The organism is Rosistilla oblonga, from assembly GCF_007751715.1.
GTDB classification, from domain to species: Bacteria; Planctomycetota; Planctomycetia; order Pirellulales; family Pirellulaceae; genus Rosistilla; species Rosistilla oblonga.
Window position 1 is genome coordinate 2,105,464 of record NZ_CP036292.1, and the last position, 18,489, is coordinate 2,123,952.

General features: G+C 58.9%; 12 protein-coding genes. 9 read left to right on the forward strand and 3 right to left on the reverse strand.

Features of this window, described 5'->3' with window-relative positions; genetic code table 11:
- The first annotated feature begins 28 nt into the window (after positions 1-28).
- Positions 29-700 (forward strand): J domain-containing protein, encoded by a 672-nt coding sequence (locus tag CA51_RS07500; RefSeq protein ID WP_145119259.1) that lies wholly within the window; start codon positions 29-31, stop codon positions 698-700.
- 43 nt (positions 701-743) lie between these two features.
- On the opposite strand, the gene CA51_RS07505 is transcribed toward CA51_RS07500, so the two are convergent.
- Together CA51_RS07505 and CA51_RS07510 are read right to left on the reverse strand one after the other, a co-directional pair.
- Positions 744-1,670: a hypothetical protein gene (locus CA51_RS07505; RefSeq protein ID WP_145119261.1), complete on the reverse strand. Its 927-nt coding sequence runs from the start codon at positions 1,668-1,670 to the stop codon at positions 744-746.
- A gap of 205 nt (positions 1,671-1,875) precedes the next feature.
- Positions 1,876-2,172 carry a hypothetical protein gene (locus CA51_RS07510; RefSeq protein ID WP_145119263.1) on the reverse strand — a complete coding sequence of 99 codons (297 nt, stop codon included), beginning with the start codon at positions 2,170-2,172 and terminating at the stop codon, positions 1,876-1,878.
- Positions 2,173-2,682: 510 nt separating this feature from the next.
- Here CA51_RS07510 and CA51_RS07515 point away from each other — a divergent pair.
- From CA51_RS07515 to CA51_RS07545, 7 genes are all read left to right on the forward strand, one after another.
- Positions 2,683-4,215 carry a sulfatase gene (locus tag CA51_RS07515; RefSeq protein WP_145119265.1) on the forward strand — a complete coding sequence of 511 codons (1,533 nt, stop codon included), beginning with the start codon at positions 2,683-2,685 and terminating at the stop codon, positions 4,213-4,215.
- Positions 4,216-4,259: 44 nt separating this feature from the next.
- Complete coding sequence (locus CA51_RS07520; protein WP_145119267.1) at positions 4,260-9,068, forward strand: serine/threonine-protein kinase; 4,809 nt, start codon at positions 4,260-4,262, stop codon at positions 9,066-9,068.
- A gap of 169 nt (positions 9,069-9,237) precedes the next feature.
- A complete protein-coding gene (locus CA51_RS07525; protein ID WP_145119269.1) occupies positions 9,238-10,554 on the forward strand; it encodes an MFS transporter in 1,317 nt (438 codons plus the stop codon).
- A gap of 22 nt (positions 10,555-10,576) precedes the next feature.
- Positions 10,577-11,500 carry a D-hexose-6-phosphate mutarotase gene (locus tag CA51_RS07530; protein ID WP_197451665.1) on the forward strand — a complete coding sequence of 308 codons (924 nt, stop codon included), beginning with the start codon at positions 10,577-10,579 and terminating at the stop codon, positions 11,498-11,500.
- A 49-nt stretch (positions 11,501-11,549) separates the two neighbouring features.
- Positions 11,550-12,260 carry a 3-keto-disaccharide hydrolase gene (locus CA51_RS07535; RefSeq protein ID WP_145119273.1) on the forward strand — a complete coding sequence of 237 codons (711 nt, stop codon included), beginning with the start codon at positions 11,550-11,552 and terminating at the stop codon, positions 12,258-12,260.
- A gap of 2 nt (positions 12,261-12,262) precedes the next feature.
- On the forward strand, positions 12,263-12,739 hold the full coding sequence (gene tadA / locus CA51_RS07540) for a tRNA adenosine(34) deaminase TadA (protein ID WP_145119275.1): 477 nt from the start codon (positions 12,263-12,265) through the stop codon (positions 12,737-12,739).
- Between the two features lie 9 nt (positions 12,740-12,748).
- Positions 12,749-13,771 (forward strand): succinylglutamate desuccinylase/aspartoacylase family protein, encoded by a 1,023-nt coding sequence (locus tag CA51_RS07545; protein WP_231746050.1) that lies wholly within the window; start codon positions 12,749-12,751, stop codon positions 13,769-13,771.
- Positions 13,772-13,884: 113 nt separating this feature from the next.
- Here the strand turns inward: CA51_RS07545 and CA51_RS07550 are convergent, their stop codons facing one another.
- Positions 13,885-15,405 (reverse strand): hypothetical protein, encoded by a 1,521-nt coding sequence (locus CA51_RS07550; protein ID WP_145119277.1) that lies wholly within the window; start codon positions 15,403-15,405, stop codon positions 13,885-13,887.
- 496 nt (positions 15,406-15,901) lie between these two features.
- Between CA51_RS07550 and CA51_RS07555 the strand changes: the two genes are divergently transcribed.
- A complete protein-coding gene (locus CA51_RS07555) occupies positions 15,902-18,451 on the forward strand; it encodes a protein kinase domain-containing protein (RefSeq protein WP_145119279.1) in 2,550 nt (849 codons plus the stop codon).
- Positions 18,452-18,489: the final 38 nt, after the last annotated feature.

An 18,489-nucleotide genomic window follows, 5' to 3' on the forward strand; every position in this document is an offset into this window, starting at 1 on the left:
GCGTGCGTTTGATCTCCGACTAAACTTGATGAAAACAATGCCCGACGCTTCCGAACCGATCGATCCCTATCACAAGTGGTTGGGAATTCCCAAGCCGCAGCAGCCGCCGACGCATTACCGCTTGCTGGGGATCGAACCGTTTGAGAACAACCCCGAGGTGATCGACGCTGCCGCCAGTCGCCAGGTCGCGTATCTGCATCAACTGACCTCAGGACCGCACCGCCGATTGACTCAGAAGTTGATGAACGAGATCGCTCAGGCGCGTCGTGTGTTGATGGATGATGCATCGCGGGAGAAGTACGATGCGCAGCTGCGCGATCGCCCGGCGGAGAAGCCCGCCTCACCAAAGCCGGAAAACAAGATCGACTTTGGCACCTTCCCCGCAATCGACTTCGGCGAGAAGAAGACGCGAAAGCCTATCGATACGGATTCATTTGCGGTCGTCACCGACCAGTCGAGCGAAGAACCCGCGGCCAGCATTGGCGATTCGGGGGCGTCACGTCCACGTGGCGGAAGAGCCCCCAAAGCGTGGTGGCAGAAGAATGATTGGCGAATCCATCTAGGGATCTCCGCCATTTCCGTCGCGATCTTCGTCGTCTATCTGCTGTTCTGGGGCCCTGGATCGAACAACCGGTTTGTTCCCGAGGGAAACTTTGAACAACCCAAGATCCAAAACTTCGACGACCAATTTATCGATTAACGCGGCGACAGGATCGTCGCCGCGTCGTTGAGTGTCGCTTGGTCTATTTGAGCTTCAGTTGATCGATCGAACGGGCGGCGACGGAGGTCTTCGTTTCGACCAGCGTCTCGTTCAGGCGAGCGCGATATTCCATCATGCTCTCAGCACCTTCGAAGCCGACGACGGTCTCGTCCCAGTCCAACTGCTTGCTGAGCACGCGGCCGGCATCGATATCGAACTTGATCGTGCCGTTGCTCAACTGTTGAACGACTTGCGATTTGACTTTGGGATCGCTGATCGGCGTGATCGGTTGCGATTGAACGGTGATCGTTGCAACGCCGGTTTGCACTTTTTTAAGTGTATAGAGTTCGCGGACGTCGATCCGTTTGACTTGGCCGCCGGCAAGCCGCGCGTGCGTTTGGCGTGGCACAGCCCAGGTATCGCCAACTTTGATCGCCTTGGGTGGCAGTGGCAGGGTCAAACCTCCCATGCCCAAATTGGCTTTGGTGCCAGCGTGACTCTCGCGTTCTTTTTCCTGTCCCTGTCCGTTGATGCTGACGGTGGTCAACGGTTTGCCCAACGTCGCTTTGACAGCTTCGAATTGGTAGGGTGGATCCTCGCCCGACTTGCTGTCCCAACGGACCTCGTCGGCCTCGCCGATCTTCTGGCTCAGTTCGGTGTCTTGAACCATGTGGACAAAGGTCATTTGGCCGGTTGCCGGATCGACCGATTCGACGTTCCAGACCTTGGTGCTCAGACTGCGGACGTTGGTCAATTCGTCTTTGCCACGAATCCGCGTCTTCGTCTTGGCGACATGGGTGACTTGGTACTGCAGCGTCTCGCCTGCTTTTAATTGGTAGTGCAACAGATACGCTGGTTCGGCTTGCACCGCGGGGCTCGCGTTGTTGGTCTGTTGAGCACCAGCAGATCCAACGAGCACGGCCAACAACAAAGTCATTGGGAGGCTGGCGGAAAAGGCGATTCGAGTCATGAGTGCATTCCTTGCAAAGCAATTGAGGCGGGAAACATCCAATGTTTTCAGCCCAAGGATGGCAAAAACGCCAAAATTAGGCAACCCGAATCTGGTTCCGCGTTGGGCCCCGGTAGCGCGAACCGCTGCCGATGAGATTGGCCCGAAGATGCATCACGACCGCGAGGCGGTTGGGGCCGCGGCGGCCGGGAAATCGCGAAGTGCGTTATTCAAACGCGTGACCACAGTCGCAGTTTTTACGCCGGACGTGCGATTCCTTTCCGCACTTGGGACACTTTTTTTGGGTCCAGGATGTCGAGTGAGGTTTCGCCTTGGGATTGCTGCTAGCCTCGCTCGCCTTGCGTTTCCGTTCGGCTCGAAGCTTTTCGGTGCGTGCCGAATCGGCCTGCAAGACCGCGCACTGCGGATGAATTCCTCCATTGGAATAGGTCCGTTTGCCACAGATGGGACAGACCTTCCCCGATTCTTGAACTCTCCAAGGCGTCGGCTTCTTCTCGCTCATCGCGGCCTTCCTCCAGGCATGCACGCACCCCGGTCGGACATCCACGAGCCTTTCCATGCTCGTGCAACTCGCAACCTAACTGAAGCACTGGACGGACAAATCCAGCGCGTACCAACAAAGGCAGCATCTGGCGTTGTCGAAAACGCATGAGAGGAATACCGAAAAACACCCGGCTTCCGTTTAGTTCCTTCTGCGACGCTCAAAACTGTGCGTCGGCTGAAAGCAACCTAAGAAGAAAGGAACTCCAAAGCAAAGAGCCCATGCGACATTGTTAACTAATGTACAGCAAAACGGGGCAAAAGTCCACGAAGAACTAGAGATCAGCCCGGGCAATGGCGTTTTGTACCCTGGATTGGCCTCCCCACGGAGGGCGTACGGGAATTCCCCTGGGCAACTTGGAAGCTTACCGCCAGAACAACTATCATGGGCGCAAGTCTCGGGCGACGCGGCGATCGCCCGACGTTGGTCCCGCTGGCGCCGGTCCCTCATCTTCGACGGAGTTGCCCTTCTATGGTTCGCATTCAAACTTCATTCGCTTTGGCGATCGGAACCTGTTTGCTGTCGGCGGCGATCGCGGCCGGCGGTGACCGGCCCAACGTGTTGTTGATCTGTGTCGACGATCTGAAGCCGACGATTGGATGTTTTGGCGATCCCGTCGCAGTCACTCCCAACATCGACGCCTTGGCATCGCGAGGCGTTCGCTTTGACGCGGCCTACTGCAACCAAGCTGTCTGTTCGCCCAGCCGCAATTCGTTGATGACGGGACTGCGACCGCAGACGATCGGCGTCTACGATTTGGGAACCCACTTCCGGCTCGCAGTTCCCGATGCCGTCACGTTCAGCCAGTACTTCAAACAGCATGGCTATCGGGCGGAGGGACTTGGCAAGATCTACCACACCGGCCATGGCAATGTCAACGACAAGGCATCCTGGAGCGTGCCGTTGTGGCGTCCAAAGGCGGCTCAATATGTCCTGCCCGAGAGCTTGCAAAACCACCGCCCCGATTCGAAGGGCAGAAATCGCGGACCGGCGACCGAAGCGGCCGATGTTTCCGATGAGACCTATGCCGATGGCAAGATCGCCCGCGAAGCGATCGCTCGTTTAACAGCGGCCAGCAAGCGGCAAGACCAACCGTTTTTTATCGCGGTCGGTTTTCTGAAGCCCCACCTACCCTTCGTCGCTCCACAGAAATACTGGGACCTCTACCAACCCGATGCGTTACCGATGCCCGAGGTGGTCGTGCCGCCGACAGGTGCGCCAAGTTACGCTGCAGTCAAAGGTGGCGAACTGCGAAGCTACAGCGACATGCACGACAAAAAGGAGATCGATCCACAGACGACGCGGCATCTGATCCACGGCTACTACGCCGCCACCAGTTATGCCGACGCGCAGATCGGTCGCGTGATCGATAAAGCCAAACAACTCGGGCTGCTCGACAACACGATCGTCGTGCTGTGGGGCGACCACGGTTGGCATCTGGGCGATCACGGGATGTGGTGCAAACACACAAACTACGAACAGGCGGCGCGGATCCCCTTGATCGTTGCCGCACCGAAATCGCAACGGGACCTCGTCAGCAACTCGCTCGTTGAAACTGTCGACATCTATCCCACGGTCGCTGAACTGGCTGGGCTGCCTCAACCGAAAGGCCTCGATGGAATCAGCTTTGCAAATCTGATCGAGAAGCCCGATGCAGCGACTCGCGATCACGTAACCCATGTCTATCCCCGCGGCAGCCGCTTGGGGCGGGCGATCCGCGATTCACGCTATCGGTTGGTCCAGTGGAAGTCGCCCGGCGGAAAAGATGCGACGGCGGAGCTGGAGCTGTACGACTACCAGACCGATCCACTGGAAACAAAAAACGTGGCGTCGGAAAATCCCGAGGTCGTCGCTCGGATGTTGGATCTGTTGGCGCAACAACCCGAAGCGAAACGTCAATGGAAAGCGAAGGGGAAGTCGGGATCGAATTCAAACGGAAAAGGGGCTAAGAAAACGCCGGGCAAACCTAAACCAGTCAGTACAGATGAAAAAACGGGAACTTAGCAAAATGATTTTGCGACGCCCTAGTATCCCCACGGGAGTAAACGATGTCCGCGGCAAGTCATAGAAACTTGTTGGTTGGTGCCTTGGCGGTTCAATTGCGGCTGATCGATGTCGGTGACGTCGCCGCGGCGATCGTCCGCTGGACGGAAGACAAGTCGCAGTCGCTGGAAGATTTGCTGCATGCGGAGAATCGCATCGATGCGCAGACCAAGCAACTGCTGACCTCGCTTGTCGACAAACAGATCGAGTTGCATCAAGGTTCGACCGAAGCCGCACTGGGAACGATCTGCCCGCCGTCGGAACCCTCGCTGTCGACACTCTACCAGTCGCTGCGACCGATCGAAGATGCCGATGTCACCGATTCACTGAACTCGGTTTCCGATATCGCTGCCGAATCGATCGACCCGTGGGCGACAAATTTTCATCCCACGACATCGGATGAGTTGCCAAGCGACGCGGCGGCGGCGAGCCACCGAACTCGATATCAAAAGCTGCGCGATCATGCCAAGGGAGGCCTCGGGCAGGTCTATGTCGCCCGCGACGAAGAGCTGAATCGACAGGTCGCGCTGAAACAAATTCAGGCGAGGTTCTCCGGTGACCAAGGGGCTCGGCAGCGATTCATTCTTGAAGCCGAGATCACCGGCGGGCTGGAACATCCCGGCGTGGTCCCGGTTTATGGTTTGGGTGTGTACGAGGATGGCCAGCCCTATTATGCGATGCGATTCATTCGCGGGCAGAGCATGGAAGCGGCGATCGCGTCGTTTCACCAGCGGTTCCCCAAAACCGGAGCGCCCGCGTGGCGCGATCCCGAGCGGACGTTGGAACTGCGAAAGCTGTTGAGTCGTGTGTTGGATGTCTGCCAAGCGATCGCGTACGCTCATTCTCGCGGCGTGTTGCACCGTGACATCAAACCCGACAACATCATGCTGGGGAAATACGGCGAGACGTTGGTCGTCGATTGGGGCTTGGCGAAAGTCGCTGGATTAGACGATGTCGAATCAGAGGCGGTCGATGAACCGCATCTGGCTCCCGCGTCGGGAAGCGATTCGGCGCCAACACGCTTTGGGAGCGTGATCGGAACGCCGGGCTACATGAGTCCCGAGCAGGCCAGCGGGGAGATCGATGCGATTGGTCCTGCAAGCGATGTCTATTCGTTGGGGGCTTCGCTGTACTGTTTGTTGGTCGGCAAACCACCGTTTCAATCGCGCGACGCCGACGGCAATCCGCTAACGATCACTCAGTTGTTAGAAAAGGTTCGCAACAGTGAATTCACCGCGCCGCGTCAAATCGATCCTGCGATTCCGAAACCACTGGCGGCGATCTGCGTTCGCGCGATGGCCAAAGATCCCGAAAATCGCTACGCCAATCCACTGGAACTAGCCGACGAACTGGAGCGTTGGATGGCCGACGAACCGGTCACAGCGTACCGCGAATCGGGCCTGCAACGACTGCGCCGTTGGGTCAAGCGGCACCAGACCTTGGCCGCTGCTAGCGCCGCGATCGTGCTGGTTTCCGTGTTGGGTTTGAGTTCGTTTTCGGTGGTGCTGGGAAAGAAGAACATCCAGTTGGCCGAGCTGGCTGATTCGCTGAGCACCAAGAACCAGCAGCTCGATCAACGCGGCCAGGAGCTCCAGAAATCGAACGAAGAGCTGCGGATCGCCGAAGCGGAGGCGACGGAAAAGGCGGCGATCGCAACGGCGGTCACCGAGTTCTTGAACGACGACCTATTGTCTCAAGCATCACCTGCCAAAAATCCCGATCCGCAACTGCAAGTCCGCACGCTCTTTGAACAAGCACTCCAAGGCATGCAGGATCGCTTCAGCGACCAACCGTTAGTGAAAGCGAAGCTGTTGCATACGATTGGCGTCGCATCGGGCTATCTTGCTCAGTGGGGTGAAAGTGAGGCGGCGTTGGCCGAAGCGCTGCGTCTGCGGACAGAATTCTTGGGGCCCCAAGATGTCGAGACATTAAAGACCGAAGCGGCGTTGGGCCAGGTGGCTGCGTCGCGGGGGAAATATGCAAAGGCACGTACTCTGCTGACATCGACTCTGCAAACGCAGTTAAGTGAATTGGGGGACGAACATCCCGATGTCTTCGAGACGCAAAATGGTCTGGCGGGGTTGTACAGTTTGTTGGGAGAGTTTGACAAAGCGCATGAATTGAACGAACAAGCGATCGCGGGGTACACCAAATCGTTTGGGCCCGATGCCGCCGAGACGCTTGACTGTTTGATCACAAAAGTAGGCTTGCTGGCGGCAGCGGGACGATTCGCCGACGCATTGCAGCTATCGAGCGACGTACACACTCGGGCCGCTGCCGGTTTGGGGCCGATGCACTTCACAACCTACGACGCGTTGTTGTCGACAGCCCAGCAAATGTATTCGCTCGATCGTCCCGACGACGCCTACGACGTGTACACAACCTTTCTGAAAGAGCTGATCGAAACGCAGGGCGAATCGCATCCCTATGTCGCCATCGTGCGAAACGATCTGGCGTTGATCGATTCAGATCAAGGAGACCCGGTGCAGGGGCTGGCAACGCTGCGTGAACTCGCTCGGGAATCGATCCAGACGCTTGGACCAGCCCATCGCGATTCGATCATGTCGCAGTTCAACGTGGGGACGGCGCTGAATGCGTTGGGGCGGTTCGAAGAGTCTCAACCAATCTTTGAATCGGCGTTAAAAACGGCGGATGAGAGCCTTGGCCCGGTGAGTCCGTCCGCTCTGCAGACTCGCTTTCTACTGGCTCAAGTCCATTGGGAACTTGGTGATAGCGAGGCGGCACAACCTTTGTTGGAGGAAGTGATCGCGCTGGCGAAAACTCCGATGCAAGTGGAATCGAAAGTCGTTCTCGACGCAAAGACGTTGTTGGCGTCGATCTATGGGGCCGCTGCAAAGTACGACGAGGCTCGCGAATTACTGCTGGCGGTTCGCGCTGGGTATGCCAAGCTGGGACTTGGGAAATCGCGGGTCATGGTCTACCCAACGGAATACCTTATCGATGTCTTAGTCTACAGCGACCGGACCGATGAATTGGACGAACTGTTGCAGCAGCTGGACGACGATTTTGGTGCCGATTCGGTGCTCGCAAATCAGTTGAGGCTACGGATGGCGGAGAATTGGATCGAGCGTGGGGAAATCGATCGAGCCGATGTGTCGATCCAGCAGGTGACGCAATGGCTGGCAGATCGCGATCCGTTGGAGCGGTCCGAATTTGGAGTGGCCTATTATCTGGCGGGCTTGATGAGCATGCTGAAACGCAGCCAGCAAGCGATCGACGTCTATGAACGCTTGGTCGTCCGGCAGTCGGAAGTGTTGGGCGCCAATCACGTCGATCGCTTGTTGACGCTGCACGACTTGGCTTTTGAATACAGCGAGTTCGGGCAGCACAAGGAGTCGGCCAAGCTGTATACCGAGGTCGTTCGCCGTCGAACCGAGGTCTATGGTTTGGAGAGCGATCAGACGTTGCAGTCGTTGTACAACTTGGCGATGGAGCAGTTTGCGTTGGAGGATCATCAGGGAACGATCGAGTCGATGAAGCAATTGGTCAAGGCGGCGGAAGCTCGCGGCGAACCGATCGTCAACCGGATGGAATTGCACACGGGGCTCGCCCACGCGTTGATGAAAACAAAGGACTACGCCGCCGCCGTGCCCCATTTCCAGGCCGGAGTCGAGGGGATGATCGAGACCTACGGCGAGGCGGACGATGACACGCTTCTGTTGATGCACCAATTGGCCTATTGCATGGACGCCGCCGCGCAGCCCGAGGAATCGATCGCGATGTATCGCCGCGTCGTCGACGGACGATCCGAGGTGCTGGGCGCAGCTCACGGTCACACGCTGATGTCGCTGGGGAACATGGCTCAGGTCCAAGCGACTGCCGAACTGGAACAGGGAGCCGAGGAATCGATCGCCGACATGCAGCGGCGGATCGAATCGCTGGACGTCGGCGATGTGGTCGCGATCGATGCGAACTATGCGATCGCCGAGACCTATCGGAAGATGAACCGATTGGATGATGCGATCACCTTTTACCGGAAGGTTGCCGACGGACGCCGGACGTCGCTGGGGGAAGAACACGAGCGGACGCTGTTGGCAATGCATCAGGTCGCCTACACGTGTGGCTTGGCGGGGAAACTGGATGATGCGGTCGTGATCTATGCCAAGGTCGTCGCGGGACGCAGCAAAACCTTGGGGCGAACGCACCCGCACACGATGTTGTCGCTGAACAACGCAGCCAAAATTGAAATGGGACGCCGCAAACCGGCCAAAGCCGCGGCGCTCTACGAGGACATCTTGAATCGGATCGTCGAAGACAAGGGGCTGCGGCACACCGATACGTTGCTTCCGCGGATGGAGCTAGCGAATTTGAAGTATCAGTTAAGGGAGTACGCGATGGCGACGGAGCTGTATTCGCTTTCGGTCGACGTGATGCGGAAAAGCTTAGGCAAGACGCCGACCGAGACGATGCGGGAAGGGTTCGCTGGCGTGTTGGTGATGTTGGCCGATGCCGAAGCCCACGACGGCCAATTTCTCGCCGCGGGGAGGCACGCTCGCGAGGGACTGGAGATGTTGGAGATCGTTGCGCCGGAGAACTGGTTGCGCTATCGCAGTCTGAGTGTGATCGGTGGATTGCAGGCCGCCGACGGACAGCATGCCGAAGCGCAAGCATCGCTGCAGCAAGCCTACGAGGGCTTGGCTGCTAGCGATTGGAAGGCGGTTGAACTGTTGAACCAAGTGCAAATCGAAACGGTCGACCGCTTGCTCGATTCTTATACGCAGACCAATAATGCGGATCAGGTCGCCAAGTGGAAACAGGTTAAGGAGAGCTTAACCGAGCAGCCGCAGCCATGACCGCGCCGGGCGTGTCGAGGCCGCGCGGATTTGCTGTCAGAAACCAGCGGCGTCCGCAGTGCCTTTGGATTGCGAAGTGGTGTCGGATTCCGACCTTAGCTTGTTGGGCCGTGCTTCGCCGGTCATTGCGGAAGGGGTTTGCGACATTCAACCAAACGAGTTGCTCGCTTTGACAACGTCCATTCACACGCCAGCGCTTCGCGTCCCGCAGGGATTTTTCTACGGCTACTTGATGGTTCCTGTCGCCTCGTTGGCTCAGATCTGCACCGCGCCGGGGCAAACCTTCGCAATTTCTGCATTTATTCCGGCGATCCGCGACTCGTTGCAATTGAGCGAAATCTCGCTCACCTCCGCCTATATGATCGGCACCTTGGTCGCCGCGTTTCCGTTGATGTTGGTTGGCCCGATCGCCGACCGGATCGGCAACCGGGCGACGATCACCGGGATCGTGTTGCTGTTGGCCGGTGCTTGCTTCTTCGCTTCGTTTGTCAATTCCTTTGCGACCCTGCTGCTCGCCTTCCTGGCCCTCCGGTTTCTGGGCCAAGGTTCCTTGTCGTTGCTCAGCAGCAACACCACGTCGATGTGGTTTCGCACCAAGCTGGGCCGCGTTTCGGCGATCATGAGTATCGGCATGGCGGGCGCCTTCGCCGTCATCCCCGGTTGGTTGTTGTCGAGCATCGAGAGCTACGGTTGGCGAGAGACCTATCGCGGCTTGGGGCTGGTCGTGGCGGGGATCATGTTGCCGCTGCTGGCTATTGTCTATCGCAACCGCCCCGAGGACGTCGGCCAACATTTGGATGGCAACCGCCCCGACGAACCGCTCCCTCACGCCGAGGGCTCTCGCGCGACCGGATCCCAGCGGACCGTCGCGATCGAAGAGCGTTCGCTGTCGCTGCGCGATGCGATGCGGCAGCCGACGTTTTGGATCCTGATGACGATCATGTCCGCTTGGGCGATGATCGGCACCGGCCTCGTCTTTTATCTGTTTGCGATTGGCGAAGCTCGCGGGATCGATAAAGACGCCACCGCCGCGGTCTTCAAAACGTTTGCGTTGAGCATGTTGGCGATGCAATTCAGCGGCGGCTTCTTGGCCGATCGGTTTGCGTTACACCATTTGTTGTTCGCCGGAGTGGGACTGTTGAGCTTGGGGACGCTGACGTTGTTCTTCGCCCAAACATCGCCTCAGTTGCATCTCTTTGGGCTGCTGTTTGGTGCCGGGCAAGGAATCACCGTAGCGGTCAACGCGACGGTCTGGGTACGTTATTACGGACGTGCTCATCTGGGCAAGATTCGCGGGACGTCTTGGAGCGCGTCGGTCGCCGGCAGCGGCGCCGGACCGTTTCTGTTGGGCTGGGCCAAGGATCACTCGGGGCACTTCGAGCCCGCGATCATAGCCTTTTTATGTATTCTCATTCCGCTGGTGCTATTGGCGTTGTGGGTCCGTCCTCCGGCGCGACCCGATGTTTTGGCACCCGCCGCCTCGTGACTTCCTTTCGATTGCAAGACCGATGATTGACGACTTAAACCTGCAATTTGGTATCGATAAAAAAATCGCCTTCACCTTGGGCAACGGCGATCTCCCCAAAGCGATCCTGTTGGCCGAAGACGCAACCGCCGAGATCTATCTGCACGGCGCGCACGTCAGTTCGTTCCATCGGCATGGCTGGGGCGAGATGTTGTGGATGAGCGACGAATCCAACTTTCGGACCGATCGTCCGATCCGCGGCGGCGTGCCGATCTGCTGGCCATGGTTTGGACAACCGCAGCCCGAATTGCCTCAGCACGGCTTTGCTCGCACGTCGCAGTGGGAGGTTATCGAGACGAAGACACACGCCGATCCCAGCTTGGAGATCGCGCTGCGTTTGACCGACAGCGAGGCGACGCGGCAGTTGTGGCCGCATCCGTTTGAACTGACGATGCGCGTGATCGTCGGTCGCGATCTGACGATGCAATTGAGCTGTCTGAACACCGGCGAGGAACCGCTGGATGCCGAGGCGGCGCTGCACACCTATTTCCACGTTCAAGATATCGATGCGGTGCGAGTCGCGGGACTCGACGGCCGACGCTACATCGACAAGCTCGATGCGCTGCTGGTCAAACCGCAGGCGGGGGAACTGTCGATCGATCGCGAGGTCGACCGGATCTATCTGGAAACGCCCGACGCGGTCACGATCCACGACGGAGCCGAGCGACGGATCGAGATCCAAAAATCGGGCAGCTTGTCGACGGTGGTTTGGAATCCCTGGATCGATAAATCGGCGGCGATGGCTGATTTTCCCAACGACGGCTACCGGACGATGGTCTGTGTCGAAACGACCAACGCGGCCGAGGACATCCGCACGATCCAACCGGGCGAAGTCCACACGATCACGCAATCGTGCCGCTGTGAACCGGCAACTGGCCCCGCCGATCCTGTGGAAGCTATATTGTAAGTCCCGATATTCCCGCTTGCCCCTCGAAACACCTCACGGACTTCCTTCGATGCGATATTCCCCTCTCCGCACGGTCGCTTCGCTACAACGACTCGCTCTTTTCGCTTGTATCTTCAGCCTATCGGCCGCGCTGGCGGTTGCCGACGAAGCGGCCAGCAGCGGTTGGATCGATCTGAAATTGCAGCGTGATACGGTCTGGGAGCCCTGCAATTTTGGAGGCGATGGAGAGGTCGAGTTCTCCGAGAACCAGGCGGTGCTAGAGATGGGCGATCCGCTGACTGGGATCCGTTTGGTCAAAGAGTTTCCCAAGGATGGCTACGAGATCCAGTTTGAAGCTTCGCGTTTGGAAGGCTTTGACTTTTTTGTCGGTCTGACTTTTCCCGTCGCCGAATCGCACTGCAGCTTGATCCTGGGCGGTTGGTCGGGAGCCGTGATCGGACTCTCGAACATCAACGGCGCCGACGCTTCGAACAACCCCACGACGCGCGAAGGGGATTTTGATAACAACCGTTGGTACCGTGTCCGCGTGCGTGTCGCCGCCGATCGGATCACCGCCTGGGTCGACGATAAGCAATGGGTCGATCAGCCGCGGCAGGGTGTTGAGTTTGGGATCCGGGGCGAGATGGATCCTTCGACGCCGCTGGGGATTGCGACGTATCAATGCAAAGTCGCCTACCGAAAGATTCAATATCGACGGCTGAACTCCGGCGAAGTAAAACCCTCCCACAAACCACAGCCGACCGAATCGAAGAGCAAGTAGGAATGAACGACCCCGAATTTGATGAGCATTGGATGGGGCGAGCCCTGGAGCTTGCTTATGCCGCCGCAACCGCCGACGAAGTGCCGGTCGGCGCGGTGATCCTGAACGAAAAGCGGCAGGTAATCGCCGCCGCGCACAATCAACGCCAGCAACTGCACGATCCGACGGCGCATGCGGAGATGATCGCGATCACGCAAGCTGCCGAAGCGATCGGCGATTGGCGGCTGGAGGGTTGCACGCTGTATGTGACGCTGGAACCGTGCCCGATGTGTGCCGGTGCGATCTTGCAAGCCCGCGTGCCACGGGTCGTCTACGGTGCCGACGATCCCAAGGCCGGCGCGGTCCGCAGTATGTACGAACTGCTCTCCGACGATCGATTGAATCACCAATGTGCGGTCACCTCCGGCGTGCTTAGCTCGCGTTGTTCGGGAGCGTTGACCGATTTTTTTGCCGCGAAACGGGCGATGGGGAAGAAGTAGGAAACGAACTTGAGCAACGAGTTACAAAAGCTGGACATCGGTCGTTGGGGTGATCAGGTCATCGGTCTGGGCGAAGATGCCGACGTGCATCTGACGATCAGCGAGAGCTACAGCAGTAGCATGATCCAGGTGCCGATCCATGTTCGCCGCGCTAAAGCGGAAGGCCCCGTGGTTTTTGTCACCGCCGCGATCCATGGCGATGAACTCAACGGCACCGGTGCGATCCGTGAACTGATCCAAGAGGAATTGGAACTGACGCGTGGGTCGTTGATCCTGGTGCCGGTGCTGAACCTGCTGGCATTCGACCGGCACACCCGCTACACGCCCGATCGCCGCGATCTGAACCGCTCGTTTCCCGGATCGGCCAGCGGCAACATGGCCAGCCGAATGGCGCGGACGCTGTTCGATCAGATCGTTGGCCGCGCCGACTTTGGCATCGACCTGCACACCGCCGCGATCCGCCGCACCAATTATCCGAACGTCCGCGGCGATCTTTCCAATCCAGCCGTGCGGCGGATCGCCACCGCGTTTGGATCGGAGATCGTGCTCAATGGCCAGGGCCCCGGCGGCGCCTTGCGCCGCGAAGCGTGCCAGGTCGGTTGTCCAACGATCATCATGGAAGGGGGCGAGATCTGGAAAGTCGAACCCGATGTCGTCGCCAACGCGGCGCGTGGTGTTCGCAACGTTTTGCGCGATCTCCAAATGTTGGGCGGTCCGCCTGAACAGGCTCCCTACCAAGTGATCGTCGAAACGTCGAAATGGGTGCGAGCCGAGAAGGGTGGCTTTTTGCAGTTCCATGTCCAGCCGGGAGAGGTCATTGTCAAAGGCCAGCCGGTGGCGACGAACACCAACCTGCTGGGCCGCGAACGCTGCATCCTGGAAGCTCCCTTCGACGCCGTCGTGATCGGGATGACGACGCTGCCCGCGGGCAGCCCCGGCGAACCGGTCTGCCATCTAGGAATGTTGCCCGAGGGCTTCGATCCCGAGACGCTGCATCAGCTGAGAGGCGGGACGCAACGCGAGGCGACTTAAGCATCGGATGCGGTCCGATGCAGATGGCGTTTAAGATAAGCCGAGATCCAATGCCTTGCTCTCCCAGCCCGACGCGGCGTTCTGGGAGAGCAGCATAGTGGTGCATCGTCGGATTAGAAGTAGCGGTTCCAGACGGCTCTCAACTGGCCGTCGAACATCTGGTCGGTTCCATCGCCCATCGGAACGGCGTAGCCCACAGAAATCGCTTCGTTATTGCAGACTTCAAATGTGCTGCCGAAGACCATGTTGAAGTTCGATTGGTAGTCGGCGTTGGGAGTTCCCAAAACAAAGATCCCATCGGACAAGGTGTTGCCGCGTTGCAATTGACGTTCGTAATGCATTTCGATCGTCGGGATGATCGCGTTGAAGATGGCATCGGGCTTTTCACCGCGACGTCGCAGGAAGTACCCTAACGCTCCATCGCTATACAGACGGGTCGTGTCGCGAAGACGACTCTCCATCCCGCTGTTTGTCACAACGTGGTTCCCCGTGACGTCGATGTCGACTTGGATGAATCCTTGGTAGAACATCCGTTCGGTCAGGTTCACGATGCTGGCGAAATAAGGCATCAGGTGGATCGCTTGGTTCTCGACCAGCAGGGCTGTCGATCCGTCGGCCATTTGGACGTTCAGGTCGTTTGTCGATGGCAGCGTCAGCGAAACACCTCCCGAAAAGACGACGTCGGTCGATTGATACAACACCTGTTTGTAGGCGAGGAACAGATCGCCGAATTCGACGTCGCCGGTTTGCGTTTGGCCATTGGCGATCACGTCGGACGACAGGGTCGATGCGAAGGGAACGCGGAACTCGATCGATGCGCCATCGTTGCGACCAAACGCATACTCAAAGCCCGGAGTGAATCGGTTCACCGAAACTCCCGCATCGTTGAGCGGCACATTGTTCATCAAGTCGTAGTTGAAAAAGGTGCGAGTTCGCGGCATAGCGCTGTTGTTTGTCGCGATCTTCGACCGACCGACAACCGCCGCTCCCGCGTTGGCTGCGTCGGGGATGACAATGTTAAACGTTTGCAGTCCGTTGACCGAGATGTCCCACAGTTCTCCGTTGACGATTCCGCCGCCGACCTGTTCGGTCGCCGTCGCGTTCAGGAATACGGTGTTTGGTGGCAGCCCCAGATTGGTCCCGCCGATGCTCTCGACGACTTGGAACGTATAGCGTCCATCGCCACCTAACGTACCGGTCAGGATCGAAGCGAAGTCGGGATTGGCGACGTTGCCGGCGACGTCGTACAGCAGCGAACTGTTCGCTTGGTTGACCGGAATCGTTCCGGTGCCGGTGGCGACAAACGATGTTCCGCTAACGATCTGAGTTCCTCGCAGATTGGTCCGTCCGGATCCACCAAAGCCGCCGCCGATCATCACGGGGGCTTGGCTGATGTTTAACGCAGGTGACGGAGCACAATCGTTTAAGCAGGCGAGATTGCTGAAGGCGTTTAACAGCATCTCACATCGGCTGGGCGCACACTCCGGTCCGCAGGATGCCGTTGGATTTCCGTAGTGCATCGGTTCGTCATACGCTAGCGGTTGCTCGTAGTAGGCCGAATCGTGGTGCTGGTGCGCGTCTTGATAGGCAACGGTAGCGATATCGCCGCCCTGACCTGTAGGCGGTTCGGGCATCGGTTGCCCACATTGGCTGCAACCTCGCGGCCCGCCAACGTAATTTTCGTTTACGTGACCGCAAACGCAGGTCACTTGCTCGGATAACACGTACGCTACCGGCCGCTGCGCAGGTGCGTTGGATGCAACCTGTGCCTGCAACTGTGCAGTTCCAACCAACAATGCGATCAAACCTAAAAGGCCCGCCCGAAACATAAATGCATCCTTCCATATCGGCCAATGACGATTGCAGCCGGCGGCTTGCATGCCCCCCGCCTTCTAGCTACGAGTTCAGCATCGACCAACGGGATAATCGCAATAAAGAGATTATTCGCTAATGTCGTTGGAATTGGAAAAAGAGCGAATCGCCCTGCGACCCGAACAGCCCCAACGAACGCTAATCTTCGACATTAATGGCTCTCGCTGGACGATTCCTGATAGCATCGGGCCGAAAATAAAGCTTAGAATTCAAAGCACAGCAGGGGCGTCCCGGCCCGGTTCCAACGCAGCGTAGGCTATGCCCGAGAATCCGACACCACGGCCGAAACTCGATATCACGCAAGACCTTGATGCGGCCAGCGCTCACGATCCGCGCGAATCCGATTTTTCGGTCGTCGACGACGATCGGGAACTGGCCCTGCCGACCGAGATCGGCGACTACACCGTCACCCGTTTGATTGGTTCGGGAGGAATGGGGCGGGTCTACCACGCGGTTCACCGTCCGATGGACCGCATCGTGGCGCTGAAGATGTTGCCGCCCAGCCGGATGCAAAACCACAAATCGGTCGACAGGTTTTATGCCGAAGTCCGCGCCGCGGCTCGCTTGATGCATCCCAATATCGTGACAGCGTTTGACGCCGGGCACAAAGGCGATCTGCACTATCTGGCGATGGAGTATCTCGAGGGGGCGACGCTCACCCAGATCGTCCGCGCGTCGGGGCCGCTGGAACTCTCCCGCGCCGTCGACCTGATTCGCCAAGCCGCCACCGGTTTGCAGCACGCGCATCGCGCCGGGATCGTCCATCGCGACGTCAAGCCAAGCAATCTGATGCTCACTCCCGAGGGGATCGTCAAAGTTCTCGACCTCGGGTTGGCGACGATCGGTTCGGAACCGGACAAGCAGCGGAAGCGAGGTCGGTTGGTCGGAACGATCGAATATATGGCTCCCGAGCAGATCGAAGACGCTTCGAATCCCGATCGCCGCAACGACATCTACAGCCTCGGTGCCACGTTTTTCTTCCTCCTCACCGGCCGCACGCTGTACCAAGGTGGAATCCTCGACCAGGCGCGGGCGCACCGCGATGAACCGCTCCCCGATCTCTTCGCTCTCCGCCCCGACGTCGACGTCCGCCTGGACCAAGTGATCCGGCGAATGTTGGCCAAGCGACTCGACGGTCGCTACAGTTCGTTGGCCGAAGTCTTGGAGGATCTCGACGAATGGTTAGCCGGCGCGACGCTGTCGGATTGGACCGAAGCCGGTTCGCGGTTGACGCTCCCGGGAGAACAATTGACCGACGGCGTCGAAGCGACCACCGCGGTCGGGCGTTCGAGTGTGTTGGGGCTGGACGTGGGGATGTTTTACGTCGCCGCCGCGATGGCCGAAGCGGGGCATCCGGTTCGGACGGGCAACGCGGGGATCAACAATCAACCGCTGCTGCAGTCCGCCGTCGCCACGACTCGCGACGAACAGACGATCTTTGGCAGCGATGCGATTAAGTTGCGGACCAAGACGCCGCATCGCCTGGCTCACTGCGTGCAGTTGTATCTGGGGACGACGAAGTTGGATCGCCACATCGGCGACCGCCAGTGTCCGCCCGAAGTTGCAATCGGGATGATCATGCGTCACGCGGCGCGGAACGCTTGGGAATTAAATGGGCGTCCGGCGGTGGTGGCCGTCACCGTTCCCGCCTGTTACGACCAAGCGCGGCGACGCAGCACGATGCAAGCGGCTCAGGTCGCCGGATTCGATTCGATCCGCTTGATCGATCGGCCGCTGGCTGCCGCGCAAAGTCAGTTGATCGAAGAACATGCTGCCCTGCCACCGCCGAAGCCCTCGGAGGTCTGTTATTGGATGGTCGTCTCGTTGACCGGGTTGGCGATGGAGATCTCGGTGGTCCGGCATGTCGGCGGCCGATTGCAATTATTAGCCAGCGTCGGCGACTGGAATTTGGGCCTGCTGGCATGGCAACAGCGTGTCGTCGATCTGGCAGCTACCGATTGTCTGCGGCGGCTGCGACTCGATCCCCGCAAAGACCTCAAGGATGCTGTCAGTCTGCAATTGGCGTGCGAGAAGGCGCTTCGCCAGCTGTCGATCAAACCGCAAGCCGATCTCGATTTCCGGCTGCAGGGCCGCGACGCGACAGTCACGCTCAAGCGGGCGACGTTGGGAGCGGCTTGCAGCGACCTGTTGGTCCATCTCAATGGCATGATCGGTCAAGCGCTCAAAGAATCGGGAGTCGACGCGAGCCAGTTGAGCAATTGTTTGACCGTCGGCATGTTGACGCGAATGCCTCAGGTCAGCGACGTGTTGCGAGGCCGAATCGGATCGCAGATGCCGATCATCGCTGTCGATCGTCCCGCCTTGGCTGCGGGAGCTGCGTCGGCGGTGATGGGGGAATTGCCTGGGCAAACGCACGGCTTCCCGGCTCCCCATTCGTGCAGCACGCACGACCTGGGGCTATTGATTCGCGACGGCAAGCAAAAGCGACCGCGGACGGTTCCGGTCTTGCCGCGAGCGACCAAGCTGCCCGCGCGCAAGTCGCGACGTCTGCTGCAACCCCAGCCGGGCCAACGCCCTTCGCTGACGCTGATCGAATCGGCTGGCTGGCAGGGAGACGCTTGGCGGTCGTTGGGAAACTTCCATCTACCCGAACACGACGCCGAAGCACCGTTGGAAGCGGTTTTAGAAGTCGATGCCAACGGCTTGTTGAAGGTTGGCGTTCACGACCCCAACACCGGCCACGTACAACGCGTCCCGCCTCTGCCGACGCCGATGATCGACGAAGCCGACTTGGCGACCTGGCGAGCCTGGATCGAAAAGACAACTCGCAACCAACCACCGTCATAACGAAAAGAAGTGCCGTCGCAGCAAGGAATTGCAGGCTT

What these genes read in the sequence shown, in the direction of transcription:
- CA51_RS07500 (WP_145119259.1), top strand. Translation starts at nt 29, where the DNA reads ATGAAAACAATGCCCGACGCTTCCGAACCGATCGATCCCTATCACAAG.
- CA51_RS07505 (WP_145119261.1), bottom strand. Translation starts at nt 1,670, where the DNA reads ATGACTCGAATCGCCTTTTCCGCCAGCCTCCCAATGACTTTGTTGTTG.
- CA51_RS07510 (WP_145119263.1), bottom strand. Translation starts at nt 2,172, where the DNA reads ATGAGCGAGAAGAAGCCGACGCCTTGGAGAGTTCAAGAATCGGGGAAG.
- CA51_RS07515 (WP_145119265.1), top strand. Translation starts at nt 2,683, where the DNA reads ATGGTTCGCATTCAAACTTCATTCGCTTTGGCGATCGGAACCTGTTTG.
- CA51_RS07520 (WP_145119267.1), top strand. Translation starts at nt 4,260, where the DNA reads ATGTCCGCGGCAAGTCATAGAAACTTGTTGGTTGGTGCCTTGGCGGTT.
- CA51_RS07530 (WP_197451665.1), top strand. Translation starts at nt 10,577, where the DNA reads ATGATTGACGACTTAAACCTGCAATTTGGTATCGATAAAAAAATCGCC.
- CA51_RS07535 (WP_145119273.1), top strand. Translation starts at nt 11,550, where the DNA reads ATGCGATATTCCCCTCTCCGCACGGTCGCTTCGCTACAACGACTCGCT.
- tadA (WP_145119275.1), top strand. Translation starts at nt 12,263, where the DNA reads ATGAACGACCCCGAATTTGATGAGCATTGGATGGGGCGAGCCCTGGAG.
- CA51_RS07550 (WP_145119277.1), bottom strand. Translation starts at nt 15,405, where the DNA reads ATGCCCGAACCGCCTACAGGTCAGGGCGGCGATATCGCTACCGTTGCC.
- CA51_RS07555 (WP_145119279.1), top strand. Translation starts at nt 15,902, where the DNA reads ATGCCCGAGAATCCGACACCACGGCCGAAACTCGATATCACGCAAGAC.